At 50.1% G+C, this 22,928-nt stretch carries 22 protein-coding genes, 2 tRNA genes and 1 pseudogene; 15 read left to right on the forward strand and 10 right to left on the reverse strand.

Features of this window, described 5'->3' with window-relative positions; translation table 11 throughout:
* Positions 1–232: 232 nt before the first annotated feature.
* The 3 genes from BBW69_RS03110 to hpnD all read right to left on the reverse strand — a co-directional run bounded on the left by BBW69_RS03110 (position 233) and on the right by hpnD (position 3,188).
* Positions 233–952 (reverse strand): SDR family oxidoreductase, encoded by a 720-nt coding sequence (locus tag BBW69_RS03110; RefSeq protein ID WP_188210382.1) that lies wholly within the window; start codon positions 950–952, stop codon positions 233–235.
* Positions 953–1,029: 77 nt separating this feature from the next.
* Positions 1,030–2,343: a hydroxysqualene dehydroxylase HpnE gene (hpnE, locus tag BBW69_RS03115; RefSeq protein WP_188210383.1), complete on the reverse strand. Its 1,314-nt coding sequence runs from the start codon at positions 2,341–2,343 to the stop codon at positions 1,030–1,032.
* A complete protein-coding gene (gene hpnD, locus BBW69_RS03120; protein WP_107860017.1) occupies positions 2,340–3,188 on the reverse strand; it encodes a presqualene diphosphate synthase HpnD in 849 nt (282 codons plus the stop codon). The genes hpnE and hpnD overlap by 4 nt, the downstream gene beginning before the upstream one ends.
* Positions 3,189–3,359: 171 nt before the next feature.
* Here hpnD and hscA point away from each other — a divergent pair, with 171 nt between their 5' ends.
* The 4 genes and pseudogenes from hscA to fdx all read left to right on the forward strand — a co-directional run bounded on the left by hscA (position 3,360) and on the right by fdx (position 6,728).
* Complete coding sequence (gene hscA, locus BBW69_RS03125) at positions 3,360–5,222, forward strand: Fe-S protein assembly chaperone HscA (protein WP_188210384.1); 1,863 nt, start codon at positions 3,360–3,362, stop codon at positions 5,220–5,222.
* An 82-nt stretch (positions 5,223–5,304) separates the two neighbouring features.
* Positions 5,305–5,935: pseudogene (locus BBW69_RS03130) on the forward strand (GIY-YIG nuclease family protein).
* Positions 5,932–6,294, forward strand: a complete 363-nt coding sequence (locus BBW69_RS03135) for a TIGR02328 family protein (RefSeq protein ID WP_188210385.1) — start codon at positions 5,932–5,934, stop codon at positions 6,292–6,294. The pseudogene BBW69_RS03130 and the gene BBW69_RS03135 overlap by 4 nt, the downstream one beginning before the upstream one ends.
* A 92-nt stretch (positions 6,295–6,386) precedes the next feature.
* Positions 6,387–6,728 (forward strand): ISC system 2Fe-2S type ferredoxin, encoded by a 342-nt coding sequence (gene fdx / locus BBW69_RS03140; RefSeq protein ID WP_107860020.1) that lies wholly within the window; start codon positions 6,387–6,389, stop codon positions 6,726–6,728.
* A 99-nt stretch (positions 6,729–6,827) separates the two neighbouring features.
* On the opposite strand, the gene BBW69_RS03145 is transcribed toward fdx, so the two are convergent.
* Entirely contained in the window at positions 6,828–7,421 is a 594-nt protein-coding gene (locus tag BBW69_RS03145; RefSeq protein ID WP_188210386.1) for an amino acid permease, read from the reverse strand.
* Positions 7,422–7,497: 76 nt separating this feature from the next.
* On the opposite strand from BBW69_RS03145, the gene iscX reads away from it, so the two are divergent.
* Entirely contained in the window at positions 7,498–7,695 is a 198-nt protein-coding gene (gene iscX, locus BBW69_RS03150) for a Fe-S cluster assembly protein IscX (protein ID WP_107860022.1), read from the forward strand.
* 53 nt (positions 7,696–7,748) lie between these two features.
* Here the strand turns inward: iscX and BBW69_RS03155 are convergent, their stop codons facing one another.
* Positions 7,749–8,150, reverse strand: a complete 402-nt coding sequence (locus BBW69_RS03155; RefSeq protein ID WP_188210387.1) for an RNA-binding S4 domain-containing protein — start codon at positions 8,148–8,150, stop codon at positions 7,749–7,751.
* Positions 8,151–8,357: 207 nt separating this feature from the next.
* Here BBW69_RS03155 and BBW69_RS03160 point away from each other — a divergent pair, with 207 nt between their 5' ends.
* The 8 genes from BBW69_RS03160 to bioB all read left to right on the forward strand — a co-directional run bounded on the left by BBW69_RS03160 (position 8,358) and on the right by bioB (position 15,360).
* Positions 8,358–9,317, forward strand: coding sequence for an acetyl-CoA carboxylase carboxyltransferase subunit alpha (locus tag BBW69_RS03160; RefSeq protein ID WP_003675358.1), 960 nt, complete (start codon positions 8,358–8,360; stop codon positions 9,315–9,317).
* 67 nt (positions 9,318–9,384) lie between these two features.
* Positions 9,385–10,695, forward strand: coding sequence for a tRNA lysidine(34) synthetase TilS (gene tilS, locus BBW69_RS03165; protein ID WP_188210388.1), 1,311 nt, complete (start codon positions 9,385–9,387; stop codon positions 10,693–10,695).
* 73 nt (positions 10,696–10,768) lie between these two features.
* Complete coding sequence (locus BBW69_RS03170; RefSeq protein WP_188210389.1) at positions 10,769–11,554, forward strand: RNA methyltransferase; 786 nt, start codon at positions 10,769–10,771, stop codon at positions 11,552–11,554.
* Positions 11,555–11,563: 9 nt separating this feature from the next.
* Positions 11,564–11,761 carry a hypothetical protein gene (locus tag BBW69_RS03175; RefSeq protein WP_188210390.1) on the forward strand — a complete coding sequence of 66 codons (198 nt, stop codon included), beginning with the start codon at positions 11,564–11,566 and terminating at the stop codon, positions 11,759–11,761.
* A gap of 234 nt (positions 11,762–11,995) precedes the next feature.
* Entirely contained in the window at positions 11,996–12,349 is a 354-nt protein-coding gene (locus BBW69_RS03180) for a hypothetical protein (protein WP_188210391.1), read from the forward strand.
* Positions 12,350–12,360: 11 nt separating this feature from the next.
* A complete protein-coding gene (locus BBW69_RS03185; RefSeq protein ID WP_188210392.1) occupies positions 12,361–12,666 on the forward strand; it encodes a DUF4124 domain-containing protein in 306 nt (101 codons plus the stop codon).
* Positions 12,667–12,727: 61 nt separating this feature from the next.
* A complete protein-coding gene (mpl, locus tag BBW69_RS03190; RefSeq protein WP_188210393.1) occupies positions 12,728–14,104 on the forward strand; it encodes a UDP-N-acetylmuramate:L-alanyl-gamma-D-glutamyl-meso-diaminopimelate ligase in 1,377 nt (458 codons plus the stop codon).
* Between the two features lie 203 nt (positions 14,105–14,307).
* Complete coding sequence (gene bioB / locus BBW69_RS03195; RefSeq protein WP_188210394.1) at positions 14,308–15,360, forward strand: biotin synthase BioB; 1,053 nt, start codon at positions 14,308–14,310, stop codon at positions 15,358–15,360.
* 76 nt (positions 15,361–15,436) lie between these two features.
* Here the strand turns inward: bioB and BBW69_RS03200 are convergent, their stop codons facing one another.
* From BBW69_RS03200 to BBW69_RS03210, 3 genes are all read right to left on the reverse strand, one after another.
* The gene (locus BBW69_RS03200) at positions 15,437–16,627 is read right to left on the reverse strand and encodes a CapA family protein (protein ID WP_188210395.1); all 1,191 of its coding nucleotides are present in this window, start codon (positions 16,625–16,627) and stop codon (positions 15,437–15,439) included.
* A 50-nt stretch (positions 16,628–16,677) separates the two neighbouring features.
* Positions 16,678–18,537 (reverse strand): dihydroxy-acid dehydratase, encoded by a 1,860-nt coding sequence (gene ilvD / locus BBW69_RS03205; RefSeq protein WP_188210396.1) that lies wholly within the window; start codon positions 18,535–18,537, stop codon positions 16,678–16,680.
* A gap of 221 nt (positions 18,538–18,758) precedes the next feature.
* A complete protein-coding gene (locus BBW69_RS03210; RefSeq protein WP_188210397.1) occupies positions 18,759–19,415 on the reverse strand; it encodes a cytochrome b/b6 domain-containing protein in 657 nt (218 codons plus the stop codon).
* A 61-nt stretch (positions 19,416–19,476) separates the two neighbouring features.
* Here BBW69_RS03210 and BBW69_RS03215 point away from each other — a divergent pair, with 61 nt between their 5' ends.
* Both BBW69_RS03215 and typA read left to right on the forward strand, forming a co-directional pair.
* A complete protein-coding gene (locus tag BBW69_RS03215) occupies positions 19,477–20,382 on the forward strand; it encodes an NAD(P)H-hydrate dehydratase (protein ID WP_188210398.1) in 906 nt (301 codons plus the stop codon).
* A gap of 91 nt (positions 20,383–20,473) precedes the next feature.
* The gene (typA, locus tag BBW69_RS03220; RefSeq protein ID WP_188210399.1) at positions 20,474–22,285 is read left to right on the forward strand and encodes a translational GTPase TypA; all 1,812 of its coding nucleotides are present in this window, start codon (positions 20,474–20,476) and stop codon (positions 22,283–22,285) included.
* Between the two features lie 407 nt (positions 22,286–22,692).
* Here the strand turns inward: typA and BBW69_RS03225 are convergent.
* Together BBW69_RS03225 and BBW69_RS03230 are read right to left on the reverse strand one after the other, a co-directional pair.
* A tRNA-Ser gene (locus tag BBW69_RS03225) sits at positions 22,693–22,783 on the reverse strand.
* 37 nt (positions 22,784–22,820) lie between these two features.
* Positions 22,821–22,907, reverse strand: a tRNA-Leu gene (locus tag BBW69_RS03230).
* Positions 22,908–22,928 lie beyond the last annotated feature (21 nt).

Genomic DNA, 22,928 nt, shown 5'->3' on the forward strand with positions numbered 1-22,928 from the left:
GGCCGAATGATTTTCAGGTTAGGAAATAAGGCTGGTGTCGGGCTGACACACTGCTTTTCCGTAATTTTTATGCTGATGGTTCTTTTAAGTTGCCGGCTTCCGCAGTACCTGTATCGGGGCATGGAAGACGGCAGCTTAAAAGGGGAGAAAGGGCGGGAGGATGCGGGAAGGTTTCTGATGCCGTCTGAAAAATGGGGCAGATACGGTACCTGTTTTTGAAGGGGCTGCAGTTTTAGAGGTAAACGATTTCGCCGCTTCTTCCTTTACTTTCGGAACTTGCCCACCAGACAAATTGCGGGAGTACGTCTTCGTAGTTTTTACGTTCGTTTTTTGCTTCACCCGGATGGGATTTGATGCGTTGGGGGGAATTGATGGGGCCCGGAATCAGGACATTGGCGCGAAGGTTGCTAAAGCGTTCCCATTCATCGGCGGCAACTTTGCACAGATAGTTCAGTGCGGCTTTTGATGCGCCGAACCCACCCCAGTAGGCTTTTGGGGTTTCCCCGTGGCTTTCGCCGACGAAGATAACGGATGCGTCCGGCGACTGTTTCAGCAGGGGAAGGAGGGCGCGGGTCAGCCCCATCGGGGCGACGGTGTTGATACGGTATTGGTTGACCCATTCGGCGACGGTCTGGAAATCCAGGGGCGATAGTGCGTAGAAATAGCTGGCGCAATGGACGATACCGTCTAGTTTGCCTTGCGTGGCTTCGGCAATAGTGGCGGCGAAATGTTCAAATTCTTTTTCTTCCGCGCTAATAAGGTCAAAGCAGATGGCGAATGGTTCGGGGTATCCGGCTTCGACAATCGCGTCATACACTTTTTCCAGTTTTTTCTGATGACGGGCAACCAAAATCACAGTCGCGCCTGCTGCCGCATAGGCTTTGGCAACCTGTTCGCCCAGCCCTTGTGATGCGCCGGTAACTAATATGGTTTTGTCGGTCAGTGTCGGCATGGTTGTCCTTTGAGATTTAGGGATAATGTATTTTAACGTTTTGTTGCGGCTTGTAAAGTATCTTCATGCCCTGACGGTCAAACTGTAATCAGATAGTGCAGACATGCTTCTGCCGCTGCAAATCCTGATTGTACCGCAGCTTCAAGCGTGGCAGGGTAGAGGGGGTGGAGGTAGTCGCCGGCCGGGTAGATTCGGTGTCGGTGCAGCCAGGTCAAATCAGGCAATGGGGAATTGGCGGTTGCAGAGGTTGTTGCGCGTTTTTCGGTAATGACGCGGACGGCTTCGGGTTCGTTTAAATAGGGGCAGATGCGCTTGACGTCGGTGTGGATTTTTTCCGCCCACACTTGTCCGGTAAATGTACCGACGTGATCGGAAACGCTGATAACGGCGGATACTTCGTTTGGGGACAGTCCGAGTGTCCCGCGGCTGAGCAGCCATTGTGCCGTTCCGTCGGCAAGTCCGGTCAGTGGTGCAGGTAGGCGGATGGGGTCGGCATAACGCAGATAGACGGTGGTAATGGCATGATAATGCAGGTTTTGATAGCCGGACAGAATGTGTTCGGGTGTATCTTCAGGCAGGAGTGCCGTGGCATGATAGGGTGCAACGGCGAGAACTGCGGCATCGAAAAATTCCCCGTTTACCGATACCCTGCCGTCAGGCAAGGTTTTCAGACGGCATACCCGGGTTTCTAAACGGATATCCGCACCGAAATGCCTGAGTTTTGCCAGTGCGGGTTCGGCAACAATCATACCTAAATCCTGCTTGGGTAAAAGATAGTCGCTGCCGGATTTCCCTGTCCAAACGCCGTCGGATAACACGTTGCACAATATACGCAGGCTTGCATTTTCCAAAGGTGTATTGAGTGCGCCCCATACAAGCGGCTGCCAAAATTGTGCAATGGCGGCGCGGGGGGTATTTTGTTGCCGCAGCCATTGCCCGACCGTCATGTCAGCCTGGTCGGAACGTGCAAACTTTTGCAGGCTGGACATATCGGAAAGCAGTTTGGTTTTGAATGTAAAAGGGAAGTGTCTTGCCAACAACACTCCGCTTAAAATGTGAAGCGGAGCTGGCAGGAAGCGGGTACGGAATTGCAGGCCTTCGTGCATATGCCACTGCAGAGGCAGGCGTAGAAAGGCGGTTTTAGGGTTGGAGCCGATTTCTTTCATTAGGCGCAATACGCCGTGATATGCACCCAGTAGGATATGCTGCCCGTTGTCTAAAAAACTGAATCCGTGGTTGTCACCTGTCAAGGTGCGTGCCCGGCCGCCCGGTTGTCGACCGGCTTCGAACAGGGTAAGGTCGGTATCGCGAGCCAGCATTACGGCGGCGGACAATCCTGCCCAGCCTGCACCGATGACGGCAATTTTCGGGCGGTTTTGCAAAATCTTCATGGTTTAAATCCGAATAACCAGGTTTTTAAGGCAATGCGTTTTTTACGCGGGGAAGGAATGGCAATCTTATAGGTCAGGACATTTTGTACGCCGTCAAAGTCTATTTCGTTTAAAAGTGCGTAATAAACCGCCGCCATAACCAATCCTGCCTTTTGTGATTTTTTATCTGTGGCTGGTAGGAGAGATACGGCTTCACGATAGGTTTCACGCGCACGTTTTATTTGGAATGCCATCAATTCGGTGAAATTTTCTGTTGGCCGGCACTGCAAAATCATACTTGCAGGGACATCAAACCGCTGCATTTCCTCCATTGGCAGGTAAATCCGCCCATTACGAGCGTCTTCGCCGACATCTCGGATAATGTTTGTCAATTGTAAGGCAAGCCCCATCTTGTCGGCGTATTCCAGTGTTTGATTGTCTAAAAACCCTAAAATTCGGGCAATCAGACAGCCGACTACGCCTGCGACGCGGTGGCAATACAGTTTCAATTCTTCAAAACTGCCGTAACGGGCTTGAACCAAATCCATCTGCATCCCGTCGATTAATGCTTCTAATTCATATTTCGGCAGGTCGAACGTTTCCTTTATTTGCCTCAAGGCCTGATTGATCGGATGTTCCGGCATCATGCCGCAGAAAATTCTGTCTAAATCGCCGCGCCACCAGTTCAGCGTTGCCTGCGCCACATTCGGATCGGAGCAATCGTCGGCCACGTCGTCCAATTCGCGGCAAAAGGCATACAAAACCGTTATCGCATCCCGTTTTTCCTGTGGCAGGAAACGAAAGCCCGACAAAAAACTGGAGCGGCTTTCTTCTGCTTTCTGACGGCAATAGTCGAGTCCTTGCACGGCGTGTTCCTTAAGGCGAAAGTAAAAGGCGGATTTTATCGGTATTTTGCAGGGAAGGGCAATTTTAAAACCGGATGCTTCATTCCCTAGCAAACCACTCAACTATCTGTCCGAAATCTGTTAAAATGGCTGCCCATCCCAATAAATATCATATTTAAAGGCACACATATCATGGCTCTTTTGCAGATTTCCGAACCCGGCATGTCCCCGGCTCCCCATCAGCGCCGCCTTGCAGTAGGAATAGACCTGGGTACGACCAACAGCCTGGTTGCTGCCGTACTCAGCGGAAGTTCGGCCTGCCTGCCTGATGAAAGCGGCCGTATTACGCTGCCTTCCGTTGTCCGTTATTCGGAAAATGGGGAAACGGAAGTTGGGCGTGCTGCGCTTGCCGCACAAAAAGCCGATCCGCTGAACACCATTAGCTCTGCCAAACGGCTTATCGGGCGGACACTTGCCGATTTGCATCGTGATGCTCATTACCTGCCTTACCGTTTCGGTGAAAATCAACGCGTTATCGAATTGCACACGCGTCAAGGTGCCAAAACGCCTATCGAAGTGTCGTCTGAAATTCTCAAAGCCCTCAAATCGCGTGCCGAAGAAACTTTAGGCGGCGATTTGGTTGGTGCTGTTATTACCGTTCCCGCCTATTTCGATGATGCCCAACGCCAAGCCACCAAAGATGCCGCGCGCTTGGCAGGATTAAATGTCTTGCGCCTCCTTAATGAACCGACTGCCGCCGCAATCGCCTACGGACTGGATAACGCCTCAGAAGGCACATTTGTCGTTTACGACTTGGGCGGCGGTACATTCGACGTATCCGTATTGCAACTGACTAAAGGCTTGTTTGAAGTTAAAGCCACTGGTGGCAACAGCGCATTGGGCGGCGATGACTTCGACCATCGTTTGTTCTGCTACCTGCTCGAACAAAACGACCTTTCCAAACTCAACGAACAAGACAGCCAACTTCTGCTTTCCCTTGTCCGTAGCGCCAAAGAAAAACTGACCACTCAAACCGAAGCCGTCATCGAAACCACACTTTCAGACGGCCATAAAGTTCATACCGTCATTACCCGCCAAGAGTTTCACCACCTGACGCAAAATTTGGTGCAAAAAACCATAGAACCGGTGAAACAGGCACTGAAAGACGCAGGCGTGACCAAAGCCGACATCAAAGGCGTGATTATGGTCGGCGGTTCCACCCGTATGCTGCACGTTCAACAAGCAGTTGCCGCATTCTTTGGCCAAACCCCGCTGAACAACCTCAACCCCGACGAAGTGGTCGCACTCGGTGCCGCCATACAGGCAAACGTCCTTGCCGGCAACAAAACCGATGGCGAATGGCTGCTGCTGGACGTTACCCCCCTGTCGCTCGGCTTGGAAACCTACGGCGGACTCGCCGAAAAAATCATCCCGCGCAATTCTACCATCCCCACCGCGCGTGCGCAGGACTTCACCACTTTCAAAGACGGTCAAACTGCCATGACAATACACGTCGTACAAGGCGAGCGCGAACTCGTTTCCGACTGCCGCAGCCTTGCCAAATTCACCCTGCGCGGCATTCCACCCATGGCCGCAGGCGCAGCGCGTATCCGCGTAACCTTCCAAGTTGATGCTGATGGTTTGCTGTCCGTTTCTGCACAAGAACAAAGCACCGGCGTACAGGCGCAAATCGAAGTCAAACCTTCCTACGGCTTGGACGACGGCACCATCACCCAAATGCTCAAAGACAGTATGAGCAACGCCGCCGAAGACATGGCCGCACGCGCACGTGCCGAAGCCGTAGTCGAAGCCGAAAGCCTGACCGATGCCGTTAACGCCGCCCTTGAGTTGGATAGCGATTTGCTGGATGCCGAAGAGCTTGCACAAATCCAGCGAGACATCGCTGATTTGCAAGGCAGTCTGAAAGACGGCAACGCTGAGGACATCCGCTCTGCCGTCGCCAAACTCAGCCGCAGCACCGACAACTTCGCCGCCAAGCGTATGAACCGCAACATCCAACGTGCGCTGACTGGGCAAAGCGTTGATAATATTTGACGGTAAATGGTTTCAGACGGCATTGGATAAAGAGGCCGTCTGAAAAAATATCATCTCGCAGAAATAAAAATAAAGAGCAACAATGGAAAAAGCAGGCATTGTTTACCTGATGAAAACCGTCATCAAAGGTGTATATAAAATTGGTATTTCGGACGTAAGCAATTTTGAAGGCAGAATGCGCCATTTGGAAAACAACGGCTATGCGAACGTTGCCGGATTGGAACGCATCCTTGCCATCAAAACCGACAATTACAAAGAAAAAGAAACCTTGCTTCATGAAATTTTCTGTAAGAGCCGAATAGGGGAAACTGAGCTTTTTGCAATTGATGAAAATCTTGTGAAAAGGCTTTTTCTCTCACTAAGGGGGGGAAATTGTATTTCCTAAAAATGAAATAGCAGAGTTGGGTTTTGAGAAAACGGTTAAAGAACATCAGCAAGAAAAAGCTTTTGAAGTAAACAGAAGTGCATTTGTTTCCTTTGTTAAGGAAAAGCACCGACAAAATCCTTCCATATTAAGGAATCTCATTTCTTCGGAAGATATGTATAAACCTAAAAAATCCAAAGTACGGATATATAAAAATGAATACTTTGGAAAAAGTGGAGCAAAGCTAACCACTGGAATTGAAGAAGGTCTTCATATTTACACTACCTACTCAAAAAAGGATTTGAAGATAGCTTACGAAGATTACTCAAAATTATTTAAATCACAATGAGACTCTGGCACCAAACCCTTATCCCCATTCTCCCCCGCGCCCAACTTTTAGGGCAGCATCGCGAATGTGCCGCTTTACGCGGAGCGGGCTGGGGCAGGCCGCATGCGACGGTTAATTACGTTTTTACCCATTCACCCTACAAACTCTATCTGTATCACGCGTTGATTATGGAAGAGATGGAAAAGCGCGGTTACAAACCGGATGTTTTATGGAAAGATCCGCTATATCGCGGCAAAGCCGTTGCCCCATACCATTCGCACGCGATTGAAGTATCTATTTCGCCGATTTATGCCGAACATGATGATGCTTATCTAGATGAGTGTCTGGAAAATTTAAGAAGTAAAGGCATCATGTTATGAACCTATTTTTCAGACGGACTGAATATTGAATAACCAAGGCCGTCTGAAACCATGTTAACCACAACCACTTTTAAACAACCGAGACAATAAAAATGCCAAAAATTACCGTACTCCCACACGCGACATTATGCCCCGAAGGCGCGGTTATCGAAGATGCACCGGAAGGACAAACCGTCCTTGACGTGCTGCTCGACCACGACATCGAAGTCGATCATGCCTGCGAAAAATCATGTGCCTGCACCACCTGCCACGTGATTATCCGCAAAGGTTTTGACAGTTTGGAAGAGCCGACCGAATTGGAAGAAGACCTGCTCGACCAAGCATGGGGTTTGGAAGCCGATTCACGTTTAAGCTGTCAGGCAGTCGTCTCAGATGAAGATTTGGTCGTGGAAATTCCCAAATATACTATCAATCATGCCCGAGAGGACCATTGACGCAATGCCGTCTGAAACATCATGTGGTTCAGACGGCATTGGATATGCATAAGCCGGAGCAGAAGGGTAATCCCGTATTTGATACGGGTAAACCGGAGTTTAGTTTGGGCGGTAGATAAACCGTTGTCGGGCAATTTTTAGAGGTATTTGTGTCTGATTTGCCGCATATTGCTCTATTTTGGCTTTCGTATTAATCATACTCAGTTTTTGACCGGGCTTTTCGGATAGCTTTTTCAATATTGATTGTTGCTGCGTTTTATCTTCCGGATATTTTTGCTGCTGCAGTTTCGCTTCCTTTAATCCAAAAAGAGTGACAGTTTTATCGGCAATATCCAGATAGTATTGTTCAAGTTGGGTGGGATTAGCAGTCTCATTTTCAATTGTTACGGAAATCCGGTCATAACGGTTTGCCATACGTTCGGCAATTTGGGTATAAATATGCCACCGCTTCATACGTATTGTTGCAGCATCGGAATCAGCCCGTGTACCGTCTAGGACAATAAGCCCCCTTTGGTTTTGACAGCGGATGCAAAGCGTCAGCTGGGAAAGGGCATTTTGTTCGTCGAGTATCTGATACAGTCTGCGGACCAATAGAACCAGACGGTCAAATTCCCCTATTTTGGGAAGGAAATCGGGATTGTCCGGAGCGGTATAAACCAGTTTGGACAGTTTGGCGGTTAAGGCATTATTCATTCGGCTATCCTTGGCAGGTATGCATTTGGAACATATTCTATACGGTTGAAAGGCCGGGAAATACAGGAGAATTAATATGAAATGGACAGACACACAACGTATCGCTGAAGACCTTTACGACCTTCACGGCGAAGATATCGACCCCAAAAGCCTGCGCTTTACCCAATTGAGAGATTTGATTATGGCGCTTCCCGAATTCGACGATGATCCGGCGCGTTGCGGAGAACGCATTCTTGAAGCCGTACAGCAGGCATGGATAAACGAAGCAAGTTAGACCATTTACTGTTGCCGTCTGAAATCCAAACAGCCACCGGAAACGGAATCGGACTACCAGCTTCCTTTTTTCATTTTATCCAGTTGGCGGCGGTCGCGCTTAGTCGGCCTGCCGTCGGGATACGCGTGGCTGATACGGCTGAATTCGTCGAGCTGCCTGCGTTTTTCCCTCAAGTCTGCCGTTGCCTGGTCTTCTTCATAAAGGCAACGCGCCTCCGGTGCCGGACGGCGTTGATTGTTCAAACCTTTAACTTCGATCTTATAGGGTAGGGAATTGAGCGTCAGCTCGATAATATCGCCGATGCCGACGGATTTGCTGTTTTTAACCTTTGAACCGTTTACCTGAACCCTGCCCAGTTCGATATGTTTTTGTGCCAACGACCTGGTTTTGAAAAAGCGCGCGGCCCACAGCCATTTGTCCAGCCGTATGGCAGAAGAATCATTGTTATCTTTCATTATGATTTTTGAAGCAATTGAATTTGTTTTGAGTTTAGCATAAGATACGCAGCTTTATAACTAGTGTATATACACTAATCCTTTGTTTCCCATACGCCCGAATATGAAAATAGTGGGCGGGAAACGGTCTGCGGCAATAAATTAACTGCGTAATATGCACAAATAGCGTATGATAACGGTAGAATCTGTTGATGAGAGCTTCATTTTATGAAACCTGTTTTTTTGGATTTTGAACAACCTATAGCCGAACTAACCGGAAAAATCGACGAACTGCGTTTTGTTCAGGATGAATCCGCTGTCGATATTTCGGATGAAATACACCGTTTGCAGAAAAAAAGCGATGATTTAACCAAGTCTATTTTCAGCAAACTTACGCCTGCCCAAATTTCACAGGTTTCCCGGCATCCGCAGCGTCCTTATACTTTAGATTACATTGAGGCACTGTTTACCGATTTTGAAGAACTGCACGGAGACCGTCATTTTGCCGACGACCATGCGATTGTAGGCGGATTGGCACGGTTTAACGGACAGAGCGTTGTAGTGGTAGGCCATCAGAAAGGGCGCGATACTAAAGAAAAAATCCGCCGTAATTTCGGTATGCCCCGTCCGGAGGGTTATCGGAAGGCTTTGCGCCTGATGAAAACGGCGGAGAAATTCGGCTTACCGGTTATCACCTTTATCGATACGCCGGGTGCTTATCCGGGTATCGGTGCAGAAGAGCGCGGCCAGTCCGAGGCTATCGGTAAAAATTTGTATGAACTGACGCGCTTGCGCGTTCCGGTTTTGTGTACGGTCATCGGAGAAGGGGGCTCGGGTGGTGCGCTGGCGGTTGCCGTGGGCGACTATGTCAATATGCTGCAGTATTCGACTTATTCCGTTATTTCCCCTGAGGGATGCGCTTCCATCTTATGGAAAACTGCCGAAAAAGCGGCGGATGCGGCACAGGCCTTGGGCATTACCGCTGACCGCCTGCAAAAATTGGGGCTTATCGATACCATCATTAAAGAGCCTTTGGGTGGTGCGCATAGGGATTTCGGGCAGACTATGGGAAATGTCAAAACTGTTTTGGAAAAACAGTTGCATGATGCTCAAAGTATGCCGATTTCCGATTTGCTTTCCCGCCGTTTTGACCGCATCATGGCTTACGGCAAATTTTCTGAGCAATAATTCAAATGGGACCAGCGGCAAGCAGTTTGTTTGAAACTGCTTGCTTTTTCTTTGTCGGAAAAAAATTGTGTTGACCTTGGATGTTTTTGAACAGCAATTGAGAAACTGTTTCCCTCAAGGGGTGGATGGGCAAAAAATTGCGGTAGCATTAAGCGGCGGTTTGGATTCTGTGGTTTTGCTGCACTTGCTTGTTTGTGCCGGAAAAAAGGGCGGCTTTATTCCTGAGGCTTTGCACATCCACCACGGCTTGAGTCCCCATGCCGACGCTTGGGCGGATTTCTGCCGGAATTATTGCGATACACTGGGCGTAAGGCTGGAAACGGTCAGGGTCAGTGTGGAAAAAAACGGTTTGGGCATTGAAGCGGCGGCAAGGCAGAAGCGTTATGCCGTATTTTCGGAGAAAGAATTTGATATTCTTGCTTTGGCACACCATCGGGACGACCAAATCGAAACCTTTATGCTCGCCGTGGCACGCGGTGGGGGATTGCGCGCTTTGTCCTCTATGCCGTCTGTACGTCCTTTAGGTACGAGGGGCATAATCTGGCGGCCTTTGCTGCCTTTTTCACGCCAAGAATTGCAGGATTATGCGGAAAGACAGGGTTTGTCGAACATCGAGGATGAAAGCAATACTGATACGGGTTATTTGCGGAACTGGTTCCGGCATAGTGCTCTGCCTGAGTTGTCGGCAAGAATTCCTGATTTTGACCGTCATGTGTTGAACAATATCCGTGTTTTGCAGGAAGATTTGGCTTTATTGGATGAAGTTGTCGTTCAGGACTACCGTTTTGTCTGCGGGGCAGGAGGATTCGATACGGCGCGGTGGCTGACGTTTTCTCCTCGTCGGAGAACCCATATTTTGCGGTATTTTTTGAAGGAAAATGCGGTTCCCTTACCCAATCAGAATGCCCTTGCCGATATTGCCCGCGTTTTGGCAGAGGCAAAAACCGGACGTTGGAGCTTGCAAGGCTTCGAATTGCATCATTATGCAGGCAGGCTGTTTGTGTTCCCATTGGAAAAAATGGATAAACTACTGTTTTTGAAAGACAGGCAGATAAGCGGAAATTTAAGGGAAATATTGACGGGGCAGGGATTTGTTTTAAAACGTCATCCGTTTGGGCTTCCTGAGCATCTTTTGGAACAGGATGGGATTTTACGGCCGGTTTTGCCGTCGGACAGCCTAACCATAGGCGGGATTCATAAAAATATGAAGAAAATCCTTCAGGAAAAACGGGTTTTACCCGCCTTACGCACGTTTTGGCCGGTTGTGGCTGACAGGGAAAACCGTCCTCTTGTGTTGGCAAATTGCTGTACCGATTTCCGATTGTCCGTTTCAGACGGCATTTTACCCGTACATCCAGATTTTCCCGTTTTATTTTGATGGAATCGAAATCGCTGTTACTTAGTGGACGATTGGATACCGTCCGATTATATATTCTTGAAAAGGCTGTAAAGTGAAGCAAATCAGTTCGCCAAATAATGAACAAATCAGGCATCTTCAGCGCCTGTTGTCGCAGGGGAAGTTCAGGCGGCAGTATGCCCAAACCGTTTTGGAGGGAGTCCACCTGCTTCAGGTTTTCCTGCAATCCGGCAGAAAGCCGGTCGGGGTATATATTCCCGAAGCTAAAATGCCGTCTGAAGAAGTCCGTAAATTGACGGCGGTTTTGCCGGAAGACAGGATTTTTTCCGTTTCAGACGGCATATTGAAAAAAATCAGCAGCTTGAGTTGTGCAGACGATATATTTACACTGATTGATATCCCATTGGGCGGAACCTTGCCGGACAAAGGCGACTGTGTGGTTTTGGACGGCGTGCAAGATCCGGGCAATGTCGGCACCGTCTTACGGAGTGCGGCGTCGGCAGCGGTAGGTACGGTCGTTTTGGGCAGGGGTTCAGCGGATGTTTGGTCGCCCAAGGTATTACGCGCGGGTATGGGCGCGCATTTCCTGTTGGACATTTATCCGCAGACGGATTTGGAAATATGGTTGGCGCACTATGAAGACCGTGTGTTTGCCACCGCGTTGCGTGAGGAAAAGCAGGCAGTTCTGTATGGCGAAGATTTGTGCGGACCGACAGCCTGGGTGTTTGGCAACGAAGGCGCGGGTGTCGGTAAAGCAGTTTTAGAGAGGGCGGACAAGTGTGTCAGGATTCCGATGCAGGATGCAATCGAGTCTTTAAATGTCGCGATGGCGGCGACAATCTGCCTGTTTGAACAGATGCGCCAACGGGCAGCGTATTGAGGAAAAGAAATGCCGTCTGAAAAAATCTATTACGGCGTATTGATTTTCTTATGTATCGCTTCTATGCTGCTGTCGCCGTTTTTTTATGGCGGCGTTTTGAAGCCGAGAAGGGACGTACCGCATAAGACAGGTCAGTGGAAACTCATCTTATTGTCTAATGCCATGGCGGCGGCGGTTTTGTTTTGGATGTGGTGGAAATGGTTTTGACAGATATTGCTCAAAATCGGGTTAATGGAATCTTAACAAATAAAGAATTTGGTAAAAAATTTTATGAAATCCACGGGTTAAAGTTTACTAGAAAACAAAACAGCTATTAACCAAGTAGATTGTTTGTTGATAAATACGGAAGATTTACGGCGTTATTGGGAATCTGTAATATGTAATGCTCGTTTTATGAGCAGTGGGTATAAAATTGTGAATTGGTTGAAGTGTGAGGGCACCATGAAAAATTGCGAATTTTTTTATGATCCGACAAGAGCAATCTATGATAGTGGCGCAGATTACTTAACCAGAGAAAAACATAGATTAGTCGTAATCGCAAATAGCGCTTGGGGGCTATTACTTAATTTATCTTGTTATTATGATGAGATATTAGAAAAGCGAAAAATACCATTTGGCAAACAGGAAATTGATGACGATATGGACAAAGTATCCGCTCTTAAGCGGAAGTTTAAAGACATTTCTGAAATCAAAGTAGGAGATGATTGGGAATACCCATTCAATTATGAGCAAGGAATGAAAGAATTAGATGAAGTTCTATTGAAATACATTCCTTTTTTTAAAGAAGAACAATAAAGGAGGTTAATATGCGAGTATCTAAAATTATCGGAAGTATGTTGCTTGTTGCAGCGGTTCAGACCGTATTTTCGGCAAATGTTTACGAGTGCCGCCATAATGGTAAAACCAGTTACAGCCAAACTCCGGGAAAACATTGTACCAACGCAGGTTTGGGGCGTGATCAGGTATACAGTTCGGTTAGGCCGGCAGTAAAAGACAGGGCGGAAAACACAGGGGTTGATGACAATTTGGATATGAGGAAGGACGAACACGTCCAAAATCCGAAAGAGAATACGCATAAGGATGCTTCGAATACCGGTGCAAAGACGCATTGATTGAAACCGAATCAGCCATGACGGCGTTGAACAATAGAATTTGAACGATTAGGGAACTCTGATGAAACACATCCACATTATCGGTATCGGCGGCACGTTTATGGGCGGAGTGGCCGCCATTGCCAAAGAAGCCGGGTTCAAAGTCAGCGGTTGCGACGCGAAGATGTATCCGCCGATGAGCACCCAGCTCGAAGCCTTGGGCATAGACGTGCACGAAGGCTTCGATGCCGCGCAGTTGGACGAATTTAAAGCCGACGTTTACGTTATCGGCAATGTCGCCAAGCGCGGGATGGATGTGGTTGAAGCGATTTTGAACCGCGGCCTGCCTTATATTTCCGGTCCGCAATGGCTGTCGGAAAACGTGCTGCACCATCATTGGGTACTCGGCGTGGCGGGGACGCACGGCAAAACGACTACCGCGTCCATGCTCGCATGGGTCTTGGAATATGCCGGACTCGCACCGGGCTTCCTCATCGGCGGCGTACCGGAAAACTTCAGCGTTTCCGCCCGACTGCCGCAAACGCCGCGTCAAGACCCGAACAGCAAATCGCCGTTTTTCGTCATCGAAGCCGACGAATACGACACCGCCTTTTTCGACAAACGCTCCAAATTCGTGCATTACCGCCCGCGTACCGCCGTGTTGAACAATCTGGAATTCGACCACGCCGACATCTTTGCCGACTTAGGCGCGATACAGACTCAGTTCCACCACCTCGTACGCACCGTGCCGTCTGAAGGCTTAATCGTCTGCAACGGACAGCAGCAAAGCCTGCAAGACACTTTGGACAAAGGCTGCTGGACGCCGGCGGAAAAATTCGGTACCGAACACGGCTGGCAGCTCGGCGAAGTCAATGCCGACGGCTCATTCGACGTATTGCTTGACGGAAAAAAAGCCGGATACGTCGCATGGGACTTGATGGGCGGACACAACCGCATGAACGCGCTCGCCGTCATCGCCGCCGCACGTCATACCGGAGTCGATATTCAGACGGCCTGCGAAGCCTTGAGCGCGTTTAAAAACGTCAAACGCCGCATGGAAATCAAAGGCACGGTAAACGGCATCACCGTTTACGACGACTTCGCCCACCATCCGACCGCCATCGAAACCACCATCGAAGGCCTGCGCCAGCGCATTGGAAACGCCCGCATCCTCGCCGTCCTTGAGCCGCGTTCAAACACCATGAAGCTCGGCACCATGAAAGCCGCCCTGCACGAAAGTCTCAAAGGTGCCGACCAAGTGTTCTGCTACGCCGGCGGCGTGGATTGGGACGTCGCCGAAGCCCTCGCGCCTTTGGGCGGCAAGCTGCACGTCGGCAAAGACTTCGATGCCTTCGTTGCCGAAATCGTGAAAAACGCCGAAGCCGGCGACCATATTTTGGTGATGAGCAACGGCGGTTTCGGCGGGATACACGGAAAGCTGCTTGAAGCTTTAAGATAGTCAGGAAGCAAAAATGCCGTCTGAAACCGTTCAGACGGCATTTTTGCATATGTAAAGCAGGGATAAAAACCGTTTGCCCCGTATTTTCAAACGCGCTACACTTGCAGGTACTAATAGTATGATGAACCCGCAGCCGTCGTCATTACGCCGACGGTAAAGCCGGCAGTGCCATTGCGACACTGTCAAACATGAGAGAACACACCATGACTGTTTCACCGGTTGCTTTACGCCGCCAAACTGAGCGCAAGCCGCATCCTACTGCCCGTTATTGGAAAAAATGTGATATAGAGGCACTTTTCGAACTTCCTTTTCTTGATTTGGTCTATCGTGCGGCAGAGGTTCACAGAACGAATTTCAATCCGCGAGAAATCCAGCTTTCCACTTTGTTGTCGATCAAAACCGGCGGGTGTCCCGAAGATTGCGCCTACTGTCCGCAATCGGCGCACCACAATACCAATCTGGGCAAAGAGCAGATGATGGATGTGGATGAAATTGTCGAAAAAGCCAAAATCGCCAAATCGCGCGGTGCCAGCCGGTTTTGTATGGGCGCGGCGTGGCGCGGTCCCAAACCTAAAGACGTGGAGACGGTTTCCGCAATCATTAAAGCCGTCAAGGGATTAGGCATGGAAACCTGTGGTACGTTCGGTATGCTCGAAGACGGCATGGCGGAAGACTTTAAAGAGGCAGGCTTGGATTATTACAATCACAACCTCGATACCGATCCGGAACGCTATAACGACATCATCCATACCCGTAAACACGAAGACCGTATGGATACCTTGGGTAAAGTCCGCAACGCCGGTTTGAAAATCTGCTGCGGCGGTATCGTCGGTATGAACGAAACCCGTGCCGAGCGTGCAGGACTGATTGCCAGTCTAGCCAACCTCGACCCGCAGCCCGAAAGCGTGCCGATTAACCAGCTGGTCAAAGTGGAAGGCACGCCGCTGGCCGATGCGGAAGATTTGGATTGGACTGAATTTGTCCGTACGATTGCCGTAGCGCGGATTACCATGCCGCAAAGTTATGTCCGCCTCTCGGCAGGGCGCAGCAATATGCCTGAAGCAATGCAGGCGATGTGCTTCATGGCGGGCGCGAACTCGATTTTTTACGGCGACAAGCTGTTGACCACAGGCAATCCTGATGAGGACGGCGATAGAATCCTGATGGAAAAGCTTAACCTGTATCCCTTACAGTTTGAGCTGGAAGGCGAGATCGCCGAAGTGGAAAAAGCCTCACGGATTAAAGTCGATTATTGATGATTGCAAAAATGCCGTCTGAAACATTGAAAGGTTTCAGACGGCATTTTCTTTTAGACATTATTTTGAATATCTTTTACCGGCGCGTGATGCTGCCGTCGGGGGAGACATCCAGTCCGTTCCCGTTGGGGAAATCGCTGTGGTTCAGATAAATAATCCGCTCAATAACGGTTTTTTCAGGGTCGATTTTGGGAGTTTTGTCGCTGGCTTGGGTAATCGGGATGATGGTTCCGGAAATAAATTTGCCTTGTTTGTCCGTAATAATTTTGAAAATGGGTGCAATGCCGCCGATTCCTTCATTGTCGGTTGCAGTGTAGGCGGCAAGGCTGCCGCTGCCGTACGAGATAAAGCGGTTTTTGTAAAGTTCGACGGCGCGTGTTACGCGCGGTACCTGTCCGAATACAACATCCGCGCCGGAATCGACGGCCAGCCTTGCAAACTCGACAACATTTCCCCTGTTTTCCCCATGAGATATTTTGGTAGAGAAAGGTAGCTGTTCTGCCTGCCTGCCTTCTGTCCGGACATGAAACATGACGATGACGATATCGGTTTTTTCTTTAGTTTGCGCAATTAGTCTTTTGGCTTTTGCGTAATCATTCAATTTGACGGCGGCCGGGCTTGCGGCAAATGATACGAAGCCGTATTTCACACCGTTTTTCTTCAGTATGGCGGTCTCAAATTTATTTTCGATACCGGAAAATTTGATGTTCAGTTCTTCCAGGTTGACGGCGGTTGCCATTATGCCTTGTTCGCCAAAGTCGTTGATGTGGTCATTGGCAAGGTTGAGATAATCAAAACCGGCATCGGCAAGATATTGCCCGTATGAAGAGGGTGTACGGAAAAGGGGACAGATTTTTGGGTCGGCACATTTTTTCGGCGTACCGCCTTCGTCAAACAAAGTGCCTTCAAGGTTTCCGACGGTGATGTCTGCATCTTGCAGTACGGTTTCAATATTTTTCAGGATATTGGTATCGGGTAAGTAGGCGGCAGGATAATTACTGCCGAGCATGATGTCGCCGACACCGATGATAGAGACACTCCCGGTGGTTTTTTCCGTACCTGCATTTTCAGGTGGTTTTCCGCTTTTTGAAGCTGTCGTTTTTCCGGTAACTTGGGAAGTGGGCGTGTTTTCCGTTATTTTGTCCTGAGCCTCTTGTTTTACCGTATAAGGAGATTGCTTGAGGTATTCTAATGCAGTAAAACCGCCACCGATAACGAGAGCCAAAATCGCGGCAAATACCGCCATCGCCCAGATAAATTTGTCCATAATCAGACCTTTGCTGTTCAGACGGCATTTGCCGCGCGTTTCGGAAGGGCTTATCTTTCGATTTGCGATACGTCGCGCACCGCACCTTTGTCGGCGGAAGTCGCCATCGCGCCGTAGGCACGCAGGGCTGCGGAGACGTAGCGGTCGCGGTTTTCAGGCTTCCATGCTTTGCTGCCGAGCGCTTCCATTTCGGCGCGGCGGGCGGCGAGTTCTTCGTCGGACACTTTCAGGTTGATGCTGCGGTTTGGAATATCGATTTCGATGGTGTCGCCTTCGTGTACCAAACCGATGGCACCGCCTTCTGCCGCTTCAGGTGAAGCGTGGCCGATGGAGAGGCCAGAAGTACCGCCGGAGAAGCGTCCGTCAGTCAGCAGGGCACAGGCTTTACCCAAACCTTTGGATTTCAGGTAGGAAGTCGGGTATAGCATTTCTTGCATGCCCGGGCCGCCTTTAGGGCCTTCGTAGCGGATGATGACGATATCGCCAGCCACGATTTGGTTGCCCAAAATGCCTTCTACTGCGTCTTCTTGGCTTTCAAACACGCGGGCGCGGCCGGTGAATTTGAGGATGCTCTCGTCCACGCCTGCGGTTTTCACTACGCAGCCGCGTTCGGCGATATTGCCGAACAAGACCGCTAAACCGCCGTCTTGCGAGTAGGCGTGTTCGACATCGCGGATACAGCCTTTTTCACGGTCGAGGTCGAGGGTTTTCCACATGCGGTTTTGCGAGAACGCTTGTGTGGTGCGTACGCCGCCAGGCGCGGCTTTGAAGCGTTCGATGGCGTGGGTGTTTTCAGGATTGGTTACGTCCCATTTTTCAATCGCGTCTTTCAGCGTCGGCGCGTGGATGGTGTACACGTCGGTGTGCAGTTTGCCCGCTTTGTCCAATTCTTTCAGGATGGCGAAGATGCCGCCTGCGCGGTGCACGTCTTCCATATAATAATCGTGATTGTTTGGCGCGGTTTTGCAGATGCAGGGCACGACGCGGCTTAAGCGGTCGATATCGGCCATTTTGAAATCCACGCCCGCTTCGTTGGCGACGGCGAGCAAGTGCAGGATGGTGTTGGTGGAGCCGCCCATGGCGATGTCCATGGTCATGGCGTTTTCAAACGCTTTTTTAGTGGCGATGCTGCGCGGCAGCACGGTTTCGTCGTCCTGCTCATAGTAGCGTTTGGTGATTTCGACAATCATGCGGCCGGCTTCGAGGAACAATTCTTTGCGGCCGGCGTGGGTGGCGAGGTAGGAGCCGTTGCCGGGCAGGGACAGGCCGAGCGCTTCGGTCAGGCAGTTCATGGAGTTGGCGGTGAACATGCCGGAGCAGGAGCCGCAGGTCGGGCAGGCATTTTGTTCAACTTCTTCAACCTGTTGGTTGCTGACATTGTCGTCCGCCGATTCAATCATGGCGTCAATCAAGTCCAAGCGGCGTTCGGGTTGGATGTTGGCCACGCCGATGACCTTGCCCGCTTCCATCGGACCGCCGGAAACGAAGATGGTCGGGATGTTCAGGCGCATGGCGGCAATCAGCATTCCCGGGGTGATTTTGTCGCAGTTGGAAATGCATACCAGCGCGTCGGCGCAGTGGGCGTTGACCATGTATTCGATGGAGTCGGCAATCAAATCGCGGCTGGGCAGGGAGTACAACATGCCGCTGTGTCCCATGGCGATGCCGTCGTCGATGGCGATGGTGTTGAATTCTTTGGCGATTGCGCCGGCTTTTTCGATTTCGCGGGCAACCAGCTGACCCATGTTGTGTAGGTGGACATGGCCGGGCACGAATTGGGTGAACGAGTTGGCAACGGCGATAATAGGTTTGCCGAAGTCGGTTTCCATCACGCCGGTGGCGCGCCACAATGCGCGTGCGCCCGCCATATTGCGGCCGTGGGTGGAGGTTTTGGAGCGGTAGTCTGGCATGGTATATTTCCTTGTTTTTATGCTGTCAGAGAAATGGATGATGCTAAGACGGCATTATGTACTGTGTTTTGGGATTGGGAAAAGGAGGCATTTTATACCAAGTATTACTAATATGTGGAAATTGCAAATAGATTCGGAGTCGCTTAAGCAGGATGTGTGACGGATTTGTCAAAATGCCGTCTGAAAGGTGAAAAGGCTTCAGACGGCATAATGTTCAAATTTCAGGAAAGGAATAAAACGGCAGCTACGGTAAGTGCGGCAATCAATAATGCAGCGGCAAGCGCGGCTTTGCCGGCAAAGCGTATGGAAGTTTTGCCTTCGATATATTTGAAGCCTGTAATCATCGGCATAACCAGATTTTTCTTTTTGAACACTCGGTACGCGGCGACGGCAGCGATATGAATGGCGGAAAAAACGGCGAGCAGGTTGAAAAAGTTGAGGTGGATTTTCCTCATAAGGCTGCCTGTATGTTCGGAAACCAAATGGTTGAGGTAGCCGTTGGTGCTGAAGGTGTTTTCATCGGCGGCAAAAAGCCCGGTGCCGACTTGAAATGAGACGGCGGTCAAAAGCGCAACGACCATCAGTGCGCCCAAGGGGTTGTGTCCGGGTTGGACGTGTTCGGGAATACCGTTTTTCATATACTCCCTGATACCCGTCCATCCGCGGACAAAACGGGAAAAACGGGCGGTATCGCTGCCCCAAATACCCCAGCATATACGGAATATGAGCAGGAAAAGGATGAGCAGCCCGATACGCGTGTGCCATTGAAGCAGGCTGCCTCCGGCTTTTGCGCTATACCACATAAAGGGCAGTGATGAGGCAAGCAGCCAGTGGAAAAGGCGAGTGGGGAAGTCCCAGACTTTGGTTTTGTTTTTCATAATCGGTTTCCGGCGGTAAAATCAGTTTCTTCAAGCCTTATTTTAACCGATTGGAGGGATAATGTTTCCCGTTTTCCGCATTTCAGGAGAAAGCCGCCGCCGTATGCTTCAGACGGTATCTCAGTTTCCCAGGGCTTTCAAGGTGCGGCCTGAAAATGCCCATAAAGGCATTTTCGGCACGCTGGCGGTTGTTGGCGGTGCTACGGGTATGAGCGGCGCGCCCATATTAGCAGCATCCGCGGCGATGTATCTTGGCTGCGGCAAGGTGTGGGCAGGTTTCAATCAGGATACGCTGCCTTTTGCCGTCATTGCCGGTTTTCCCGAGATTATGCTGGATACGGCGGACAGTTTGGCCAAACGTCAGGATATAAGCGCCTGGGTTGTCGGTTGCGGATTGGGTACAGGTAGGGCGGCGGTCGGAACGCTTGCCGGAATTTTAACGGAACATGCGGACAGCCAGATGCTTTTGGATGCGGATGCATTGAATATATTATCAGCCGATACTGAAATCCGAAGTATGGCGCGGGGGTGTAAAAATCTGATTTTAACGCCGCATCCCGCCGAAGCCGCGCGCCTGCTTGGAACGACGGTTGTACAGGTTCAGGCAGATCGGACGGTGGCAGTAAGGAAGATAGGGGAAATTTTCGGTGCAACCGTGGTTTTAAAGGGACACAAAACACTGGTTGCAGCACCGGATACGGAAATCTATGTCAACCATAGCGGTAATGCCGGGCTGGCTACGGCGGGAAGCGGAGATGTGTTAGGCGGTATAGTCGGAAGTTTGCTTGCGCAAGGCTTGAAACCGTTTGAAGCAGCGTGTGCCGGAGTTTGGCTGCACGGTGCGGCGGCAGATGTCATGATGGAATCGGCGGGCATCAAGGCCGGATTGCTGGCGGGGGAAATCGCCCCGGCAGCAAGGTGGCTGAGAAACAATATAACGGCCGGTCTGCATGAGAATGCCGTCTGAAAGGTAAAAGCACTGCCATTTTCTCAATGGCATTCAATAAATCATGGTACAATGTGCAGTTATCTTTTCTAGATTTTGAAAAATATTAACCATGAAACAAATTCGCAACATTGCCATTATCGCCCACGTCGACCACGGCAAAACCACATTAGTTGACCAACTGCTGCGCCAATCCGGTACATTCCGCGCCAACCAGCAGGTTGACGAGCGCGTGATGGACAGCAACGACCTTGAAAAAGAACGCGGCATTACCATCCTCGCCAAAAACACCGCCATCGATTACGAAGGCTACCACATCAACATCGTCGACACGCCGGGACACGCCGACTTCGGCGGCGAAGTGGAGCGCGTTTTGGGTATGGTGGACTGCGTCGTATTGTTGGTGGATGCGCAAGAAGGTCCGATGCCGCAAACCCGTTTTGTAACTAAAAAAGCCTTGGCTTTGGGACTGAAACCGATCGTCGTCATCAATAAAATCGACAAACCGTCCGCTCGTCCGAGCTGGGTCATCGACCAAACTTTCGAACTCTTCGACAACTTGGGCGCAACCGACGAGCAGTTGGACTTCCCGATTGTCTACGCTTCCGGTTTGTCCGGTTTCGCCAAACTGGAAGAAACTGACGAGAGCAACGACATGCGTCCGCTGTTCGACACCATCTTAAAACACACGCCCGCACCGAGCGGCAGCGCGGACGAAACGCTGCAACTGCAAATCTCCCAGCTCGACTACGACAACTACACCGGCCGTCTCGGCATCGGTCGTATCTTGAACGGACGTATCAAACCCGGTCAGGTCGTTGCCGTGATGAATCACGATCAGCAAATCGCCCAAGGCCGCATCAACCAACTGTTGGGTTTCAAAGGTTTGGAACGCATACCGCTTGAAGAAGCCGAAGCCGGCGACATCGTGATTATTTCCGGTATCGAAGACATCGGTATCGGCGTAACCATCACCGACAAAGAAAACCCTAAAGGTCTGCCGATGTTGAGCGTGGACGAACCGACGCTGACCATGGACTTTATGGTGAACACCAGCCCACTCGCGGGTACCGAAGGCAAATTCGTGACCAGCCGCCAAATCCGCGACCGCCTGCAAAAAGAATTACTGACCAACGTTGCCCTGCGCGTGGAAGACACCGCCGATGCCGACGTGTTCCGCGTATCCGGGCGCGGCGAACTGCACCTGACCATTTTGCTGGAAAACATGCGCCGCGAAGGCTATGAACTGGCAGTCGGCAAGCCGCGCGTTGTGTACCGCGACATCGACGGTCAAAAATGCGAACCTTATGAAAACCTGACTGTGGACGTACCCGACGACAACCAAGGCGCGGTAATGGAAGAACTCGGTCGTCGCCGTGGCGAATTGACCAATATGGAAAGCGACGGCAACGGCCGTACCCGCCTCGAATACCATATTCCTGCGCGCGGCTTAATCGGTTTCCAAGGCGAATTCATGACTCTGACGCGTGGTGTCGGTCTGATGAGCCACGTGTTCGACGACTATGCGCCCGTAAAACCCGATATGCCCGGCCGTCACAACGGCGTACTGGTGTCCCAAGAGCAGGGTGAGGCGGTTGCTTACGCCTTGTGGAATCTTGAAGACCGTGGCCGTATGTTCGTATCACCCAACGACAAAATCTACGAAGGCATGATTATCGGTATTCACAGCCGAGAAAACGATTTGGTCGTTAATCCGCTCAAAGGTAAAAAACTTACCAACGTCCGTGCCAGCGGCACTGACGAAGCGGTGCGCCTGACTACGCCGATTAAACTGACGCTGGAAGGTGCGGTCGAGTTTATCGATGATGATGAGCTGGTAGAAATCACGCCGCAATCCATCCGTCTGCGTAAGCGTTACTTGAGCGAATTGGAACGCCGTCGTCATTTTAAAAAGCTGGATTGATGTTTGAATGATGAGTTAATGCCGTCTGAAAGTGTTTCAGACGGCATTTGTTTTTAGAACATTTATATTGGATATGGTATGAAAAAAAAGTGATATGTTTGTGCTGAAATTGTATGTGTTACATGGTGTTTACGTGCAGAGAAGCAGTTTGGCTATATGGAAGAGGCAGGTGAAAACAGGGGGTGTTTAGTTCGAATGCAGCAGCCTTGACGGTAAAATCCTGACTTATGATAGCCGACAGGTATATTTCATACGTTAGTTGTCTGATATCAGATAAAATACCAAAAAACAAAAAAGATTTAAATCTGTTGAAAAGTGTTTTTAAGGTTGGATAGAAAAAAGCCCCATAAGTATTTATGGAGCTTTTTTCTTATTTTAAAAGTTTATAAAACTTTTGAAAGTATAACTGGCAGAGAGGAAGGGATTCGAACCCTCGATACGCTATTCACGTATACACGCTTTCCAGGCGTGCGACTTAAACCACTCATCCACCTCTCTAATGGCGGAATTTACCCTTAACAGGATAAATTATTATTGGTGCCCAGGAGAAGACTCGAACTTCCACACCCGTGAGGATACTAGCACCTGAAGCTAGCGCGTCTACCAATTCCGCCACCTGGGCAATATAAATATCTAAATAAAG

The organism is Neisseria sp. RH3002v2f (assembly GCF_014596375.1).
Classification (GTDB): domain Bacteria; phylum Pseudomonadota; class Gammaproteobacteria; order Burkholderiales; family Neisseriaceae; genus Neisseria; species Neisseria cinerea.

Excerpts from the sequence above, each read along its gene's own strand:
- fdx (WP_107860020.1), top strand. The coding sequence starts at position 6,387 with ATGCCAAAAATTACCGTACTCCCACACGCGACATTATGCCCCGAAGGC.
- hscA (WP_188210384.1), top strand. The coding sequence starts at position 3,360 with ATGGCTCTTTTGCAGATTTCCGAACCCGGCATGTCCCCGGCTCCCCAT.
- BBW69_RS03185 (WP_188210392.1), top strand. The coding sequence starts at position 12,361 with ATGCGAGTATCTAAAATTATCGGAAGTATGTTGCTTGTTGCAGCGGTT.
- BBW69_RS03145 (WP_188210386.1), bottom strand. The coding sequence starts at position 7,421 with ATGAATAATGCCTTAACCGCCAAACTGTCCAAACTGGTTTATACCGCT.
- ilvD (WP_188210396.1), bottom strand. The coding sequence starts at position 18,537 with ATGCCAGACTACCGCTCCAAAACCTCCACCCACGGCCGCAATATGGCG.
- BBW69_RS03155 (WP_188210387.1), bottom strand. The coding sequence starts at position 8,150 with ATGAAAGATAACAATGATTCTTCTGCCATACGGCTGGACAAATGGCTG.
- typA (WP_188210399.1), top strand. The coding sequence starts at position 20,474 with ATGAAACAAATTCGCAACATTGCCATTATCGCCCACGTCGACCACGGC.
- BBW69_RS03175 (WP_188210390.1), top strand. The coding sequence starts at position 11,564 with ATGCCGTCTGAAAAAATCTATTACGGCGTATTGATTTTCTTATGTATC.
- BBW69_RS03200 (WP_188210395.1), bottom strand. The coding sequence starts at position 16,627 with ATGGACAAATTTATCTGGGCGATGGCGGTATTTGCCGCGATTTTGGCT.
- bioB (WP_188210394.1), top strand. The coding sequence starts at position 14,308 with ATGACTGTTTCACCGGTTGCTTTACGCCGCCAAACTGAGCGCAAGCCG.
- mpl (WP_188210393.1), top strand. The coding sequence starts at position 12,728 with ATGAAACACATCCACATTATCGGTATCGGCGGCACGTTTATGGGCGGA.
- BBW69_RS03160 (WP_003675358.1), top strand. The coding sequence starts at position 8,358 with ATGAAACCTGTTTTTTTGGATTTTGAACAACCTATAGCCGAACTAACC.
- iscX (WP_107860022.1), top strand. The coding sequence starts at position 7,498 with ATGAAATGGACAGACACACAACGTATCGCTGAAGACCTTTACGACCTT.
- hpnE (WP_188210383.1), bottom strand. The coding sequence starts at position 2,343 with ATGAAGATTTTGCAAAACCGCCCGAAAATTGCCGTCATCGGTGCAGGC.
- BBW69_RS03210 (WP_188210397.1), bottom strand. The coding sequence starts at position 19,415 with ATGAAAAACAAAACCAAAGTCTGGGACTTCCCCACTCGCCTTTTCCAC.
- BBW69_RS03215 (WP_188210398.1), top strand. The coding sequence starts at position 19,477 with ATGTTTCCCGTTTTCCGCATTTCAGGAGAAAGCCGCCGCCGTATGCTT.
- BBW69_RS03180 (WP_188210391.1), top strand. The coding sequence starts at position 11,996 with ATGAAAAATTGCGAATTTTTTTATGATCCGACAAGAGCAATCTATGAT.
- BBW69_RS03110 (WP_188210382.1), bottom strand. The coding sequence starts at position 952 with ATGCCGACACTGACCGACAAAACCATATTAGTTACCGGCGCATCACAA.
- BBW69_RS03135 (WP_188210385.1), top strand. The coding sequence starts at position 5,932 with ATGAGACTCTGGCACCAAACCCTTATCCCCATTCTCCCCCGCGCCCAA.